13 protein-coding genes are annotated in these 14,764 nt (G+C 73.6%); 1 reads left to right on the forward strand and 12 read right to left on the reverse strand.

Annotation, left to right across the window (positions count from 1 at the left end; all coding sequences use genetic code 11):
• Nucleotides 1–170: 170 nt before the first annotated feature.
• The 9 genes from MTF69_RS06450 to MTF69_RS06490 form a co-directional block, all read right to left on the reverse strand.
• Nucleotides 171–881 (reverse strand): GntR family transcriptional regulator, encoded by a 711-nt coding sequence (locus MTF69_RS06450; RefSeq protein ID WP_243331505.1) that lies wholly within the window; start codon nt 879–881, stop codon nt 171–173.
• Between the two features lie 74 nt (nt 882–955).
• Nucleotides 956–1,888, reverse strand: coding sequence for an ornithine cyclodeaminase family protein (locus MTF69_RS06455; RefSeq protein ID WP_243331899.1), 933 nt, complete (start codon nt 1,886–1,888; stop codon nt 956–958).
• A 23-nt stretch (nt 1,889–1,911) separates the two neighbouring features.
• The gene (locus MTF69_RS06460) at nt 1,912–2,943 is read right to left on the reverse strand and encodes a proline racemase family protein (protein ID WP_243331507.1); all 1,032 of its coding nucleotides are present in this window, start codon (nt 2,941–2,943) and stop codon (nt 1,912–1,914) included.
• Nucleotides 2,940–3,944, reverse strand: coding sequence for a proline racemase family protein (locus tag MTF69_RS06465; protein WP_243331508.1), 1,005 nt, complete (start codon nt 3,942–3,944; stop codon nt 2,940–2,942). Before MTF69_RS06465 ends, MTF69_RS06460 begins: the two co-directional genes overlap by 4 nt.
• A gap of 20 nt (nt 3,945–3,964) precedes the next feature.
• Nucleotides 3,965–4,894: a dihydrodipicolinate synthase family protein gene (locus tag MTF69_RS06470; protein WP_243331510.1), complete on the reverse strand. Its 930-nt coding sequence runs from the start codon at nt 4,892–4,894 to the stop codon at nt 3,965–3,967.
• Between the two features lie 112 nt (nt 4,895–5,006).
• Nucleotides 5,007–6,416 carry an NAD(P)/FAD-dependent oxidoreductase gene (locus MTF69_RS06475; protein ID WP_243331512.1) on the reverse strand — a complete coding sequence of 470 codons (1,410 nt, stop codon included), beginning with the start codon at nt 6,414–6,416 and terminating at the stop codon, nt 5,007–5,009.
• Nucleotides 6,397–6,732: a (2Fe-2S)-binding protein gene (locus MTF69_RS06480; RefSeq protein WP_243331513.1), complete on the reverse strand. Its 336-nt coding sequence runs from the start codon at nt 6,730–6,732 to the stop codon at nt 6,397–6,399. The genes MTF69_RS06475 and MTF69_RS06480 overlap by 20 nt, the downstream gene beginning before the upstream one ends.
• Before the next feature lie 573 nt (nt 6,733–7,305).
• Nucleotides 7,306–8,460, reverse strand: coding sequence for an FAD-binding oxidoreductase (locus tag MTF69_RS06485; RefSeq protein WP_243331515.1), 1,155 nt, complete (start codon nt 8,458–8,460; stop codon nt 7,306–7,308).
• 48 nt (nt 8,461–8,508) lie between these two features.
• Nucleotides 8,509–10,974, reverse strand: coding sequence for a collagenase (locus tag MTF69_RS06490; RefSeq protein WP_243331517.1), 2,466 nt, complete (start codon nt 10,972–10,974; stop codon nt 8,509–8,511).
• 169 nt (nt 10,975–11,143) lie between these two features.
• Here MTF69_RS06490 and MTF69_RS06495 point away from each other — a divergent pair, with 169 nt between their 5' ends.
• The gene (locus MTF69_RS06495; RefSeq protein WP_243331518.1) at nt 11,144–12,535 is read left to right on the forward strand and encodes an aminopeptidase P family protein; all 1,392 of its coding nucleotides are present in this window, start codon (nt 11,144–11,146) and stop codon (nt 12,533–12,535) included.
• Between the two features lie 36 nt (nt 12,536–12,571).
• Here MTF69_RS06495 and MTF69_RS06500 read toward each other — a convergent pair whose 3' ends face one another.
• The 3 genes from MTF69_RS06500 to MTF69_RS06510 all read right to left on the reverse strand — a co-directional run bounded on the left by MTF69_RS06500 (nt 12,572) and on the right by MTF69_RS06510 (nt 14,739).
• Nucleotides 12,572–13,018 carry a hypothetical protein gene (locus MTF69_RS06500; RefSeq protein ID WP_243331520.1) on the reverse strand — a complete coding sequence of 149 codons (447 nt, stop codon included), beginning with the start codon at nt 13,016–13,018 and terminating at the stop codon, nt 12,572–12,574.
• Between the two features lie 111 nt (nt 13,019–13,129).
• The gene (locus tag MTF69_RS06505) at nt 13,130–13,528 is read right to left on the reverse strand and encodes a RidA family protein (protein ID WP_243331522.1); all 399 of its coding nucleotides are present in this window, start codon (nt 13,526–13,528) and stop codon (nt 13,130–13,132) included.
• Nucleotides 13,525–14,739: an acyl-CoA dehydrogenase family protein gene (locus MTF69_RS06510; RefSeq protein WP_243331525.1), complete on the reverse strand. Its 1,215-nt coding sequence runs from the start codon at nt 14,737–14,739 to the stop codon at nt 13,525–13,527. The genes MTF69_RS06505 and MTF69_RS06510 overlap by 4 nt, the downstream gene beginning before the upstream one ends.
• Between the last annotated feature and the right edge of the window lie 25 nt (nt 14,740–14,764).

Here is a 14,764-nt window from a genome sequence, read left to right on the forward strand (position 1 = left end):
TGACCGGTAACATAGTAATGTGAAATTGTACTGACAAGGGGTTGGACCCAAGTGGGACCCACCGTTATCCAGCCGTGTCCAAATCACCACGGACGGCGGGGCGTTGGGCATGCCGAACGCCGGGCGCGCTGCTGCGCCGCCCGGCGTCGTGGGAGGGGTGGGGCCCCGGGCTAGAGGCCCGAGCCCAGGCGGCCCTTGGTGCGGCCCACCGGTTCGTCGCGGCCCTGGGCCCAGAGGGAGCGGACGTGGCCCAGGTGACGGGTCATGCAGGCTTCGGCCGCCTCCGCGTCGCCGGTGAGCATCAGGTCGAGGAGCTCCAAGTGCTCCTCGGCGGAGGAGACCAGCTTGCCGGCCTCGTCCAGGCCCGTCAGGCCGTACAGCCGGGAGCGCTTGCGCAGGTCGCCGACGGTTTCCACCAGGCGGTCGTTGCCCGAGAGGCCGAGGAGGGTCAGGTGGAAGCGGCGGTCGGCCTCCAGGTACCCGATGAGGTTGTGCTCGCGCGCGCTGGTGACGATCTCCTGCGCGATGGGACGCAGGGCCTCCAGCGCCTCGGGGGCGGCGATCTTCGTGATCCGGCCGATGGTCGGGACCTCGATCATCGTGCGCAGCTCGGTGTACTGGTCCAGATCGCGCTCGCTGACCTCCGTGATCCGGAAGCCCTTGTTGCGGACCGGTTCCACCAGGCCCTCGCGGGCCAGGTCGAGCATGGCCTCGCGCACCGGGGTGGCCGAGACGCCGAGCTCGGCCGCGAGGCCGGGGGCGGAGTAGACGCTCCCGGGGCGCAGTTCACCCGCTATCAGGGCTGCCCGCAGGGCGTGGCCGACCTGGTCGCGGAGCCGTTCCTGAGCCTTGATGAGACTGTGCTGCTTCAGGTCACCCATTGCATTTCCTCCGAGACCGCTCACACCACCGGCGTGCGGAGGAACAGCGTACAATGTCACGTTGCGCTTGCTCCTCAGCGGATGCCGCCCCCGGCGGCCTCAAACAGGGCCACCGCCACAGCGAGATCTTCCCAGGCCATGCCCACACTCTTGAAGAGCTGTGGACAACTCGCCGCCCCCGCACCCGGCATCCGGCCCGCGACCAGGTCGGCCAGGGTGCCGCTGATATGACCGGCCCCGATAGCCCCTTCCGCCTCCGGCACCAGCAGGTCCCCCGCCTCCCGCAGGGCCGCCGCACGCGACTCCACGTACACGGCCGCCCGCCGCACCAGCGCCGTGTCCACCTCGCGGGCGTCCGGCTCGTGCGAGCCGACCGCGACCACGGTGGCGCCCGGCGCGATCAGCCGCCCGTCGAAGAGGGGCTCGCGGGAGGTGGTGCAGCAGATCACCAGGTCGGCATCGGCCACTTCCTGCGCCGCACCCGACCGGGCGGGGACGCCCAGCCCCCGCGCGTGCGCCGCCAGCTTCTCCGCGCCGGCGGCGCTGCCCGGTGACCCCGCACGGGCCACGACCACCACCTCCGCCAGCTGCCGCATCGCGTGCACCGCTTCGAGGTGCCCGTAAGCCTGCGGTCCCGATCCGAAGAGCAGCAGCCGCAGCGGCCGCCCGGCCGGGGCCAGGTGGCGCAGCGCGAGCGCCGAGACCGCCGGGGTGCGCAGGGTGGTCAGCGCCGCCCCGTCGAGCAGGGCGAGGGGGCTCAGGGTGGGCCCGTCCAGGAGGAGGTAGGACCCGGTGATCCGGGGCAGCCCGCGCGCCGGGTTCCCCGGGGCCACCCCGGCGATCTTCACTCCGGCGTAGGCCCCGGTTGCGGCCGGCATCAGCAGCAGCTCCCCGCCGCCCGGCACGGGCAGGGCGCTGCGCGGCGGGCAGGTCTCCGGGTCCAGCCCGGCCAGCAGGACGCCCGCCAGCGCGTCCGCGGCGGCGGCCGGGGTCAGCAGGCCGGCCATCTCGGGGCCCGACAGCTGGGGGATCAAAGGAGGAACCCCGTGCCGAGCGCGTCCTGCGGGTCGACGCTGAAGAGGTGTTCGCCCGTGCGGTACGCCGTACCGGTGACCTCCGTGACCACGCCGTCGGCCGCCCGCGCGGCGACGCGGCCCGTGAACACCGTGCCGACGACCGACTCGTGCAGCAGGTCCTCCCCCTCCCCCAGCCGCCCGTCCTCGGCCAGCAGCGCGAGCCGCGCCGAGGTGCCGGAGCCGCAGGGCGAGCGGTCGATCTGCCCGTCGGCGAAGACGGTGACGTTGCGCTGGTGCGGCCCGAAGGGGGTGTCGGGGAGGTCCTCGTACAGGGTCACCCCGTACACCCCGGACAGCAGGGGGCCGTCCGGGTGCCAGGTCCCGGGGTGGGTGGCGAGGGCGGCCCGGATCTCCTTCCCGGCGCGCACGAGCCCGGGCAGCGACGCCAGGGTCACGTCGAGGCCGAGGTCCCGGGCGGGCAGGGAGGCGTAGCAGGCCCCGGCGTGCGCGATGTCCACCTCGGCCATGCCGAGGGTGGTGGCGACGGGCACCTTGCGGGCGCTGGTGCGGGCCGGGACGTTGCGGAAGGTGACCCCGGTGGTGCGGCCCCCGGAGCGGTGCACGGTCGCGCCGACCCGCCCCGAGGGCACGTCGATCCGTACCTGGACGTCCCCGTCGTCCGGGGCGGCGACCCGGCCGGTGTCCACGGCCCAGGCGCCCAGCGCCATGGTGCCGTGACCGCAGGCGGTCGAGTAGCCGTCCTTGTGCCAGAACAGCACCCCGAAGTGGGCCCCGTCGTCGTCGGGCGGGACCACGAAGCCCCCGTACATCCCGGCGTGCCCGCGCGGCTCCTGCACGAGGAGCCGCCGTACGTCGTCCAGGGCTCCGCGCCGGGGGGCCGTGCCCGATCCCCCCGGTCCGATGGCGGTGGCGCAGCGCTCGGCGACGGTGTCCCCGGGCACGGGCGGGGCGCCCCCGGTGGTGAGATCGACGATGCGGAAGGGCTCGCCCGCGGTGTGGTAATCCACGGTTCGTACGACGGTCACAAGAGGAACCCTCCGGGGAACGGGTCGGTCGGGTCGAGGAAGTACTGGGCCGTGCCGGTGATCCAGGCCCGGCCGGTGACGGTGGGCACGAGGGCCGGGAGGCCTCCGACCGTGGTCTCCCCTACGAGACGGCCGGTGAACTCGGTGCCGATGAAAGACTCGTTGACGAAGTCCGTGTCCAGCGCCAGCAGCCCGCGGGCGTGCAGCTGCGCCATGCGCGCGCTGGTTCCCGTACCGCAGGGCGAGCGGTCGAACCAGCCCGGGTGGATGGCCATCGCGTGCCGGGAGCGGTGGGCGTCGGAGCCGGGAGCGGCGAGGTAGACGTGCTTGACCCCGGCGATGGAGGGGTTCTCGGGGTGCACGGGCCGGTCCGCGGAGGCGTTGACCGCCTCCATGACGGCCAGGCCGGCCGCGAGCAGGTCGCCCTTGCGCTCGCGGTCGAAGGGGAGCCCGAGGGAGTCGAGTTCGACGAAGGCGTAGAAGTTGCCGCCGTAGGCGAGGTCGTAGGTGACCGTGCCGTATCCGGGGACCTCGGCCTTGAGGTCGAGGCCGACGCAGAAGGCGGGGACGTTGGTGAAGGTGGCGGCGGTGGCCGCCCCGTCCTCGACGCGGACGTCGACGCTGACCAGCCCGGCCGGGGTGTCGAGCCGGACGGTGGTGACCGGCTCGACGACGGGCACCATGCCGGTCTCCACCAGGACGGTGGCGACCCCGATGGTGCCGTGCCCGCACATGGGGAGCAGGCCCGACACCTCGATGTAGAGCACGCCGAAGTCGGCGTCGGGGCGGGTCGGGGGCTGCAGGATGGCGCCGCTCATCGCGGAGTGGCCGCGCGGCTCGTACATGAGCAGGGTCCGGAGGTGGTCCAGGTGCTCGATGAAGTGGAGCCGCTTGTCGGCCATGGTGGCGCCGGGGATCACCCCGACTCCCCCGGTGATCACCCGGGTGGGCATGCCCTCGGTGTGCGAGTCCACCGCGTGGTAGACGTTTCGGGTGCGCATCAAGTCCCCCTAGTGTTCGATTAGTTGAGGCCTTCGGCGAGCGCCTTCTCGGTGGCGGCGCGGACACCGGCCTCGATCTCGCCGGTGAGCGGGAAGCGGGGCGGGCGGGTCGGGCCGCCGGGGCGGCCGGCCAGGTCCATGGAGAGCTTGATGGCCTGGACGAACTCGGTCCTGGAGTCCCAGCGCAGCAGGGAGTGCAGGGACTTGTAGAGCGGCAGGGCGGTGTCGAGGTCTCCCGCGACGGCGGCGCGGTAGAGGGTGGCGCAGGCCTGCGGGAGCGCGTTGGGGTAGCCGGCGATCCAGCCGACCGCGCCGGCCAGGGCCAGTTCGAGCAGCACGTCGTCGGCGCCGATCAACAAATCCAGCCCCGGGGCGAGTTCGGCGATCTCGTAGGCCCGGCGCACGTCACCACTGAACTCCTTGACGGCGACGATGGAGCCGTCGGCGTGCAGTCGGGCCAGCAGGCCCGGGACGAGGTCCACCTTGGTGTCGATGGGGTTGTTGTACGCGACCACGGGCACGCCGACGCGGGCGACCTCGGCGTAGTGGGCGCGTACGGTGTCCGCGTCGGCCCGGAAGGCGTTCGGCGGCAGCAGGAGTACGGATCCGGCGCCGGCCTCGGCGGCCTGCTCGGCCCAGCGGCGGGATTCGGCGCTGCCGTAGGCGGCGACTCCGGGCATCACGCGAGCGCCGTCACCGGCGGCCTCGACGGCGGTGCGCACGACGCGGGCGCGCTCCTCGTCGGTGAGGGTCTGGTACTCGCCGAGGGAGCCGTTGGGGACGACGCCGTCGCAGCCGTTGGCGATCAGCCAGGCCACGTGTTCGGCGTAGGCGTCGTGGTCGACGCTCAGGTCCTCCCGCAGGGGCAGGGTGGTGGCGACCATGATGCCGTGCCAGGGGCGGGTGCGGGTGTCCGTACCGGCGGGCGCGGGGGTGTGCGCGTGGGTCATGAGAGTGCTCCCTAGGGTGATGTGTGACATTTTACTAGTGGGTATGACGTGGCCACAAGAGGTGCGGCCGCCCTGTCGGCGGTGCCGTCAGGGAAGTTCGGCGGGAAGCGCCTCAGTGAGGCGGTTCGGCGGGAAGCGCGGCGAGGTGGCGCAGCGGGACCGGACAGGACAGCGGCCTGCGGTCGGGGGCGGGCTCGGTCCCGGCGAGGGCGGCCACGGCCGGCCCGCACATCCGGCCCTGACACCAGCCCATCCCCGCCCGTGTGAGGAGTTTGACCGTACGGGCGTCCCGTGCGCCCAGGTCTTCGACGGCCTCCCGGATCCGGCCCGCCGGGACCTCCTCGCAGCGGCACACGTCGGTGTCCTCGCGCAGCCAGCCGGTCCAGCCGGGGCCCGGCCGATGCGCGCCCGCCATCGCGGCGGCGAAGGCGCGCAGCCTCGTACGGGTACGGACCAGGCGCGCCGGAACCGGCCGGCCCGCGACCGAATGGGCGGCGACCTCCCCTTCGACCAGGGCCAGCTGGGCTCCGCCGATGCCGCCGGTCTCCCCGGCGGACCAGACCCCGGGGACGGAGGTGCGCTGCTCGGCGTCCAGTTCCAGCGCGACGGTGGCGTCCGGGCTCGGGCGCGTCGCGCAGCCGAGACCAGTGGCCAGCTCCAGCTGGGGCACGAGCCCGTGGCCGACGGCCACGGCGTCGCAGGGGATGCGGCGGGCGGTGCCGGGCACCGGACGCCAGTCCCGGTCGAGGCGGGCCACGGTGACGGCCTCCACCCGGTCGCCGCCGTGGGCCTCGGTGACGGCGTGCCGAGTGAGCAGGCGCACCCCGTGGCGGAGCAGCGCCCCGCCGTACGTGGCGCCTTCGGCGAGCTTGCCGGGGTTGCGGAGCAGCGCGGGGGTGTGGTGCACGTAGCCCGTGTACGCGGCGGCCTCCACGACGGCGGGCACCCGGGCTCCGGCTGCTGCGAGCGAGCCCGCCACGGCGAGCAGCAGGGGCCCGCTCCCGGCGACGACGACCCGGCTGCCCGGAAGCACGAGCCCGCCCTTGAGCATGGCCTGCGCCCCGCCGGCCCCGACGACCCCGGGCAGGGTCCACCCGGGGAAGGGGAGCTGGCGCTCGTAGGCGCCGGTGGCGAGCAGGACCCTGCGGGCCCGGACCGTGGCGGCGGCCTCGTCGGGCCCGGCGACGGCGTGCAGGGTCCAGGCGGGGCTTTCCCCGGCGTCCGGGGTGACAGTCCAGACGTGGTGGTAGGGCAGGTACGCGATCCGGCCGGCCGATACATGGGCGCGCAGGGCGGCTTCACGCGAGGCGAAGGCGGGCCATCCGTGGTGCAGGGCCTCGGGGCGGGCCGCGCCGAGTCCGGGCGCGGGGTGACGGTAGTACTGCCCGCCGGGGCGCTCCCCCGCGTCGAGCAGGGTGACGCGCAGGCCCAGGCCGGCGGCCGCGACCGCGGCGGCGAGGCCGGCGGGGCCGGCGCCGACGACGGCGAGGTCGGACGGGGAGTCAGACGGCGAGGTCGTCATGGCCGGTCCCTTCCTGGGTGGTGACGTGGTCGCCCGGGCGGGCGGGGACGAGGCACGCGCGCTGGTTCGGGCGGCCGTTGACGGTGACGAGGCAGTCGTAGCAGCTTCCGATCCCGCAGAACGCTCCGCGGGGGGCGGCGGTTTCGCGGGTGGTGCGCCAGGCGAGGATGCCGGCGGACCAGAGGACGGCGGCGATGCTCTGTCCGGCTTGGGCCGGAAGTTCGCGGTCGTCGAAGCGGAGGCTCCAGGTTTCGGCGGGGGTCCCGCCCACCAGGTCGCGGGGCGACCTCCGCCGGCCCCTCGTAGCTTCGCTCATCGCTTCCGTCCTCCTCGGTTCCTCTGACTCGGCACGTTCCGCACCACGGCTGCTGCCCCTACGGGGCGAAGTCCCCGCCCCGCCCCTTGCCGCTGCGCGGGGCAAAGTCCCCGCAGCGCCCCTTGCCGCTGCGCGGGGCAAAGTCCCCTACCCGCCCTTCCACCGTTCCCCGGGCCAGCCCGGACCCGCGCCTCAAACGCCGGCGAGGCTGGGGGACGCCCACCGGGCTGAAAGCGAGGCCCCGGGCTGCGCCCGGACCCCTGGGGCTCCGCCCCAGACCCCGGTCCTCAAACGCCGGACGGCTGAATTGGCTGCGCCGGGCCGGGGACGGGGGCGGGGTGGGGTGTCGGCCTGGACGTAAAGCGTGATTTGTGGCGCTGGCACACCCCGCGCCCTGTCGGAGTAGGGAGAGGGCGCCTAAATCATGCAGTCCAGGCCGACACCCCACCCCGCCCCCGGCACCGGCCCACCCGCAGCCACGGCCACGCCGACACCACCCCAGCCCCGCCGGCGTTTGAGGCGCAGGGGCCCGGGGACCGGTCCCCGGCAACGGCGCCGCACCCAGGCGACCGGTCATCCCAGGGACTCCGCAAAGCGGGACGGGGCAAAGGGTGCCGGATCCAGGACAGGCGCCGCGCCCGTCAGGAACGCCGCGATCAGCGCCCCCGTCGCCGGCGCCAGCCCAATGCCCGCACCCTCGTGGCCGCAGGCATGGAACAGCCCCGGGACCCGGGCGTCCGGCCCGATCGCCGGAAGGTGGTCCGGCAGGTACGGACGGAAGCCGTGGTACGTCCGCAGGACGCGCACGTCCGCCAGCACCGGAAACAGCGCGGCCGCCTGCCCCGCCAGCCGCCGCAGCGCCTCCGTGGACAGCGAACGGTCGAAGCCGACCCGTTCCCGCGTGGCGCCGATCAGGACCGGCCCCGCCGGGGTGCCCTCGACCACCCCGGAGGACTGCAGCGCCGCCGACCCGCTCGCGACGTCCGCGATGTAGTCCGCCGCGTAGACCTTGTGCCGCACCACCCTCGGCAGCGGCTCCGTCACCAGCACGAACCCCCGCCGGGGCAGCACCGGAAGGGTGGCTCCGGCCAGCGCCGCCACCGCCCCGCCCCAGGTGCCGGCGGCGTTGAGCACCGCCGGGGCGAGGAGGTCGCGGCGGGCCGTACGGACCCCGCGGAGCTCGCCCGCAGGGCCGCCGCGGAGCAGCTCCGTGACCTCCTCCCCGAGGTGGAGCTCCACACCCGGCGCCGCGGCCAGCAGCCGCGCCGCCGCCTGGGCCGGCTGGACCTGGGCGTCCTGCGGGTAGAGGAAGCCGCCCGCCAGGTCCGGGGCGAGGTGGGGCTCCAGTTCGCGCAGCTCCCCCGCTCCCACCTCCACCGCGTCGACCCCGGCCGCGCGCTGTCCGTCCGCGAAGCCCCGTAGGGCCTTCACGGTGGCCTCGGACGCGGCGACGACCAGGCCGCCCTTGGACTCGTACTCGATCTCCCTCGGGAGTTCGAGCGCGAGCTCGCGCCAGAGCCGCTCCGACAGCAGCGCGAGGTCCAGCTCGGGGCCGGCCTCCTTGTCGGAGACGAGCAGGTTGCCTTCGCCGGCGCCGGTGGTGCCGCCGGCGACCGGGCCGCGGTCGACGACGGCCACGCGCAGTCCGGCGCGCGCCGCGTAGTACGCGCACGCGGCTCCGACGACGCCGGCGCCGATGATCACGAGGTCCGGGGAGTGTCTGGGCACGGCAGTAATATGTCACATTTCTTTAAGAGGGGACAGGGCCTGTCGAGGTCAGCCGCGCAGCGGGCCCTCGCAGCTGTAACTCGACGTACCCGCCACCCGGTTGGTCCAGATGTCCAGCGCGCCGAAGGAGCAGTTCATGTCGGCCAGGTTGTTCGAGGCCGCGCCCGCCCGGTCCAGGATGAAGTAGTCGACCGTCTCGGACATGTCCTTGAAGTTCTGGTCGTCGCTGCGCCAGTCCTTCAGGTTCGCGGTGATCCTGCCGGTACAGGTGAACCGGCGCTTGCCCGGCTCGCCGTTCTCCACGCAGTCCGGGGTGTTGTACGTGGCCGTCGCGAAGGTGGACTTCACGTCCGCGAGCACCGCGTCGCGCAGTTGCGCGTTCGGGGTGAAGGAGGTGTTCGGCACGAACAGCTGGTCGACCTTGGCGATCTGCGCGTCCAGGAACCGGTCGTAGCCGGTCTGGACGGCCGCGTCCCGGCCCATCCGGCCGCGCCAGGCGTCGAAGCCCGCCGGGTCGTCGGCGCGCAGGTACCCGTACATCTCCCGCAGCTTCGAGGGCTGCTCGGTCCACAGGAACTCGAAGAAGGCGCCCGAGTACCCGTAGAAGCGGAAGCCGTCGTTGGCGTAGGTGGCGTGCAGGAGCTGGTTCACCGACATGCGCGGGCCGCCGCCGGCCGTGTCGTTGATGATGCTCTTGATCAGGGACTTGCGTACGGCGATGCCGTTGTCGCGGGTCGCGCCGTCGAAGAACTCGGCGGTGCCCTCGTCCATGGCGGTCGTGCGGTCGTTCTGGTACCAGGCGCCCTGGCCGAAGGTGCCGGGCACGGCGAAGCGGCCGTTGAGGTAGTGCGCGTACTCGTGGCGGAAGAGCTCTTCCAGGGTGAGCTGGGAGTCCTGCGGGACGCGGCGCTGGTAGGTGTAGAAGGTGGCGCCGTTCTCGATGTAGATGCCACCGTTGTTGGTGCCGTAGCCGGTGAGGACCGGGTGGTAGTTCACGTAGTCGGCGCGGGAGGCGTAGAGCACGATGTTCAGGGTGGCGTTGGCGTCCCCGGCGATCGGCTGGTCGGTGCCCAGGACCCGGTGGTACTGGGTCTTGACCTGCTTGCTCGCGTAGTAGAGCTGGTCGACGGTGGCCCGGTCGAGGGCGGTGCGGACCTTGATGGCGCCGTAGTCGTACGTGTAGGTGTTCGGGAAGAGCTCCCGCTCGATGTCCTCCTTGCACACCCCGTACGGCTTGCACGCCTGGTAGAAGTTGAGCCAGGAGACGGCCTTCGCCCACGGCTCGCTGCCGTCGCCGAAGGCGGCCCGGGCCGGGGCGAGGAGCGCGCCGAGGTCGGCGGTGGTCCCGTCCTTCAGGCCCGCGATCTGGCCGAAGCGGCCGAACTCGGCGATGGCGTCGCGCGCCACCCAGGCGTTCGCGGTGCCCTTGAGGTGGGCGTACGTCGCGAAGTTCCTGAAGGTCGCGCGGTACGGGGCGTCGGCGGCCGCGGCCGCGTGGAACGCGGTGTCGTTGTTGTACACGCCGAGGTAGTTGACGGAGAGGGCGGCGAGCGCCGCGCCCGCCCAGGCGGTGTCCAGGTGCGTCGCGGTGTGCGACGGGTCCATGGTGGCCAGGACGTTCCCGATCAGGCCGAGCTGGTGGTGGCGCAGGCCGGGGGCGGAGCCGGCGTAGAGGGCCTCGCGCAGGGTGCGGGCGTTGGAGGCGGTGGCGTCGAAGGTGCGGGCGGCGCCCGCGAAGGCGGCGATGGCCTGGCGCATGGCGTCGACGGTCGGGGCGTCGGTGACGTCGATCTCGGTGCGGGAGTGGTCGTGGTAGGCCACGGCGTGCAGGTAGGTGAACATCTCCTCCAGGTGGGAGGAGTTCAGGCCGTCGTGGGAGGCGGCCAGGCCGGATATCCGGCGGGAGACGGCCTGCACGTGGGCGTCCGACATGACGGGTGCCAGGCGGGCGTCCCAGGTCCAGAGGAGGCCCGAGAGGCAGCCGCCCTTGGCCGCCGTGACGGCCGGGTCGGCGAGGAAGTCGGCGAACTGCTCCGGGGAGAGCCCTGTGATCCCGTCGAGGGTGCAGGGGACGCCCGTGGCGGTGCCCCGGGCGGAGGCGGCGAGCCTGCCGCTCTTGGTGGCGGGCGCGGCGGGCGCGGCGGGCGCGGCGGGCGTGGCGGCCGCGGTGATGGTGGCCGGCTCGGTGACGGCGCCGGGCACCTTGCCGTCGGCGACGGCCTGGCCGCCCGAGGCCTGGCCGCCGGGGGCCGGGGCGGGCGCGGGGGTGGCCTGCTGCTCGTCGGCGAGGCGCTCGACCTCGTCGAAGGGGTTCACCCCGGCCTCGGCGCCCGGGGCTCCGCCGTGGGGAGCCGCGGCCGGGCCGGCGAAGGTGCCGGGTGCGGTGACACCCGTGGCGTCGGCGCGGGCGCCGGTCCCGGCGGCCTGGGTCACGGCCTGGCCCGCCGTGGCGAGGAGGGTGACCGCGACGGCGGCGGAGAGGAGGGACGTGCGCACGACTCTGTGCTGGGACACCAAGGACTCCTGGCTGGGAGGGGCGGTGGGGGAAGTGCGGAACTGCCCTGCTTCACGCGGCGTTTGACGGGGATTAACGGGGCGCGGTGTGAGCTGTAACATAGTAATGTGAAATTGCACTGACAAGACCTGTGCGCCCACCAGTTCGCATCTTCTTGAGGGAGCCCCTGTGACCGACACCCCCTCCCGCCCCACCACCGGGCTCAACATCGGCAGTCACGACCTGCCGGTATCGGCCGAGTTGTCCCGCTTCATGGCGTCGGACTGGGCGGCCTCGCCGCTGCCGGACGCCAACGGGCAGGTCCACGTACCCGCGTACGCCGTCACCCCGGCCCGCCGCGCACGCCTCTCCGCGCGCTTCCCCGGGGAACGCCTGATCATCCCCGCGGGCGAGCTGAAGGTCCGCAGCCACGACTGCGACTACCGCTTCCGCCCGCACAGCGCGTACGCCTGGCTGGCCGGGCTCACCGGCGAGGACCAGGTCGGCCACGTCCTGGTCCTGGAACCGGCCGGCCCGCACGGGCACGAGGCCGTCCTCTACCTGCGCCCGCGCTCACCGCGCACCGGCGGCAACGAGGAGTTCTACCGCGACCGCCGCTACGGGGAGTTCTGGGTCGGCCGCCGCCCCGACCTCGCGGAGGCGGAGCGGCTCTCCGGCATCCGCTGCGCCCACCTGGACGCGCTGGGCTCCCCCTCGGGGCGCAACGCCGCCGCGGACAAGGAGCTCGCCGCCGCCCTCTCCGAACTGCGCCTGGTCAAGGACGCGTGGGAGGTGGCCGAGCTGCAGCTCGCCGTCGACCACACCACCGCCGGGTTCGAGGACGTCGTACGGGACCTCCCGCGCGCCCTGGCCCACCCGCGCGGCGAGCGGTGGATCGAGGGGGTCTTCAACCGCCGCGCCCGGGCCGAGGGCAACGGCACCGGGTACGAGACGATCGCCGCGTCGGGCGCGCACGCCTGCGTGCTGCACTGGATCCGCAACGACGGCCGGCTGAACGCGGGCGACCTGCTCCTGATGGACGCCGGCGTCGAGACCGACGGCCTCTACACGGCCGACGTCACCCGCACCCTCCCGCTGTCGGGCCGGTTCTCCCCCGTCCAGCGTCAGGTGTACGAACTGGTCCTGGCCGCACAGGACGCGGGCATGGCCGCACTGCGGCCGGGCGCCAGCTTCCGCGACTTCCACCGGGCCGGGATGCGGGTGATCGCCGAGGGGCTCGCGGAGTGGGGGGTGCTCAAGAACGCCGAGGGCGATCTGCACCGGCGCTACACCCTGTGCAGCAGCGGGCACATGCTCGGGCTGGACGTGCACGACTGCGCCCAGGCGCGCGCGGACGCGTACCTGGACGGGGTCCTGGAAGAGGGCCAGGTCCTCACCGTGGAGCCGGGGCTCTACCTCCAGCCCGACGACGAGACCCTCCCGCCGGAGCTGCGCGGCATCGGCGTCCGCATCGAGGACGACCTCGTGATCACGGCCGAGGGCGCCCGGCTGATGTCGGGCGCCCTGCCGCGCACGGTGGCGGGCATCGAGGAATGGATGGGGAACCTGCTGGAGGGCTAGGACCGGTCGGCGGCGGCTACCGCGACCGGGGTGGAGTCAGTTGTTCCAGTTGCTCCAGTCGTGGCGGCCGTCGTTCCACCCGCCGTCATTCCACCCGCCGTCATGCCGGTTGTCGTGGTTCCAGTTGTCGTGGCCCCAGTCACCGTTACCGCCACGCCCACTGTCGTTCCAGTCGTCGTGGCCCCAGTCACCGTTACCACCGCGCCAACTGTCGTTCCAGTCATCGTGGTTCCAGTTGCTGTGCGAGCTGTCGTGGTACCAGCCCCTGACATCGTCCCAGCACCAGCTGGGGCGGTCGTTCCCACGCGAGGAATCGCAGCAGTCACGCCACCAGTCGCCCCCACGCCAGTCGTTCCCACGCCAGTCGGAACACCGGTCGTACGTCTGTGGCAGACCCGAGGCAAAGGCACTGCTGACCGGCATCAGGCCGATCGTGATACCGGCGGCTCCTGCCACGGCCGCCGCAACGAACCCACGGCGCATAGTCATACACCTCCGAGGATGAAGGGTGAAATACCGCTAATTCGGGGCATTTCCACCCTCCCCCCTCCCCCGCCCACTGTCAAAGGCACCCGCTCCCACCTGCGAAAAGGCCTACGGGAGCACCGCCAGCCCGTCCAGCTCTACCAGCGCCGCCTCGTCCCACAGCCGGACCACGCCCACGACCGCCATCGCCGGATACTCCCGACCCGCCAACCGGCGCCAGATCCGGCCCAGTTCGGGGGCGCAGGCCCGGTAGTCGGCCACGTCCACGGCATAGACGGTGACCCGCGCCAGACCGGACGGCGAGCCGCCCGCCTCCGCCAGCGCGGCCAGCAGGTTCGCCAGCGCCCGCTCGAACTGCTGCGGCAGCGTCTCTCCCACCACCTTCCCCGCGCCGTCGAGCGCCGTCTGACCGGCCAGGAAGACCAGCCGGCCCCCGCTCGCGACGACGGCGTGCGAAAAGCCCGTCGCCGGGGACAGCTCTTCCGGGTTGATCCGCTCCAGGCTCATGCTTCCCCCACCTCCTGCATCTCCTGCATCTCCTGCATGTCCCGCAGCTCCCGTGCCTCCCGCGCTTCCCGCTCCTCCCGGTAGAGCTCCTTGGCGATGATCGTGCGCTGCACTTCGCTCGCCCCCTCGTAGATCCTCGGCGCCCGCACCTCCCGGTACAGGTGTTCCAGCAGGTGGCCCCGGCGCAGGGCGGCCGCCCCGTGCAGCTGTACCGCGTGGTCGACGACGTACTGGGCCGTCTCGGTGGCCAGCAGCTTCGCCATGGCCACCCGCCTCGGCACCTGCGGGGAGCGCGCGTCCGCGTCGTAGGCCTCCGCCGCCGCGTACACGAGGAGCCGGGCCGCCTCGGTCCGGGTGGCCATCTCGGCCACCCGGTGCGCCACGGCCTGCAGGTCGCCCAGTACCCCGCCGAAGGCGGTACGGGCCGCCGTGTGCGCCACCGTCGCGTCCAGGGCGGCCCCGGCCATCCCGACGGCGAAGGCGCCCACGCTGGGGCGGAAGAGGTTCAGGGTGTCCATGGCCACCCTGAAGCCCCGGCCCGGCTCCCCCAGCAGGTCGGCCGGACCCACCGGGACCCCGTCGAAGGCGAGCGCGCCGATCGGGTGCGGGGAGAGCATGTCCAGGGCCTCCCCCGAGAGCCCCGGCCGGTCCGCCGGGACCAGGAAGGCGCTGATCCCCTTGGCCCCCGGACCCTCGCCGGTGCGGGCGAAGACCGTGTAGAAATCGGCCTCGGGCGCGTTGGAGATCCAGCACTTCTCCCCGCTGAGCCGCCAGCCCCCGCCATCGCCCGCACCTTCGGGCACCGCTTCGAGCGCCAGCGCCCCCGCGTCCGACCCGGCCCCCGGCTCGCTCAGCGCGAAGGCCGCCACCGTGCGCCCGGCCCGCACCCCGGGCAGCCAGCGCTCGCGCTGATCGTCGCTGCCCGAGCGCAGGACCGGGTAGGCGCCCAGTCCCTGGAGGGCGAGGGCCGTCTCCGCCTCCGTGCAGCCGTAGGCGAGGGACTCGCGCAGCAGGCACAACTCCAGCGCGCCCGAGGTGAACACCCGCCCCAGCAGCCCTTCTTCGCCGAGTGCGGCGAGCAGCGGCCGGTTGACCCGGCCCGGCTCCCCCTTCTCCGCCAGCGGCCGCAGCCGCTCCGCCGCCAGTGCGCGCAGCCGCGCGCACCACTCCTCCTGGTCCGCCCCGAGCGCGAATCCCGTGAATCGGGTCATCCGTATGCCCCAGCCTCTATCGCGT

Origin of the sequence: Streptomyces sp. AP-93 (genome assembly GCF_022808175.1) — a bacterium.
Taxonomy (GTDB): Bacteria; Actinomycetota; Actinomycetes; order Streptomycetales; family Streptomycetaceae; genus Streptomyces.